The sequence below is a fragment of the Azospirillum sp. B506 genome, assembly GCF_000333595.1.
In the GTDB taxonomy this organism is placed as follows: domain Bacteria; phylum Pseudomonadota; class Alphaproteobacteria; order Azospirillales; family Azospirillaceae; genus Azospirillum.
The window spans coordinates 1-1,053 of sequence record NZ_BADK01000535.1; the positions used below are offsets into that span (position 1 = coordinate 1).

A 1,053-nucleotide genomic window follows, 5' to 3' on the forward strand; every position below is an offset into this window, starting at 1 on the left:
CGCTGGGCCTCGGCCGGATGGTCCTTCAGCCAGCGCCGGATCGTCTGCAACGACATCTGTTCCGGCGTGGCGTCGCCGATGTCGATGATATGGCGGCCGATCGGGTAATAGCTGTGACCGTTCTGGCCGGCGTAGTGGATGCCGACCACCGACCCGTCGGCCATGATCGCCCGGCCCGACCCCTGGATCTCCAGGAAGAAGGCGTCCACCGGGTCGTCCACCCACATCAGCTCCAGCCCCTTGCCCTTCAGCGCGCCGTTCTCGATCCGGGCGCGGCTGGGCAGGCCGTTCTTGCCGCGGGCCGGCATGCGGTAGAGCGGGACGTTGTAGCGCTCGCTCGGCGTCCAACTGCCGTGCAGCTCGATCTCGTAATAGCCGGTGAAGAGGCCGTTCTCGCCGTTGCTGACGTCGCGCGGGGTGAAGAAGGTCTCGAAGAAGCGGCGGGCCGCCTCGCTGTCGCCGGGGGGAAGGTCGCGGGCGGCGGCGCAGATGGCGCGCCAGTCGTCGGTGGTGCCGGCCGCGCGCAGCGGACCCATCGGCTTGCCGGGCGGCTGGTTCTTCACCCAGCCGCAAGTGCGCTGCACGGCGGGAACCGCCTGGGCGTGATCGTCATCGATCCAGCCGGCGAGATGGCGGAAGTCGGGCGAGACCTGATCCCAGGTCGGGCGCTGCGCCGTCCGCCGCTGTCCGTCAACCGTCGGCGCGGTGCCGGCGCAGGCCGCCAGCGTCGCCAGCAGGCCGCCCGTCAGCGCCAGCCGCAGGCCCCGCCGGGTGGACGTCCACGCCTTGCTCCGCTTCATTTTACGCGCACACGCCACCCCAGCCGCAGCCGCCATCGCGCACTCCGCCACCAGCATCGCCTCTGTCCGTCGAAAACCCGCCGGCCGTCCGGCCGCTCTGGCGGCCCGGTCACGGGAAGGTCACATCACGCCATCGTTTGTGCCGGGGGTTACCCCGAGTCGTCAAGTCTCGACCTGTACTTTCGGATAGGTCGCGGCCGCTTGTCACGGTGGGGGGCAGCCCCGCGGCGGCAAGGGGTGACAGAGCGCGGCA

General features: G+C 70.8%; 1 protein-coding gene. It reads right to left on the reverse strand.

Going from position 1 to position 1,053, the window contains the following annotated elements; translation table 11 throughout:
* Nucleotides 1-800: MltA domain-containing protein (locus I71_RS15975; RefSeq protein ID WP_244433869.1), on the reverse strand; the 800-nt coding region annotated here is incomplete at its 3' end.
* Nucleotides 801-1,053: the final 253 nt, after the last annotated feature.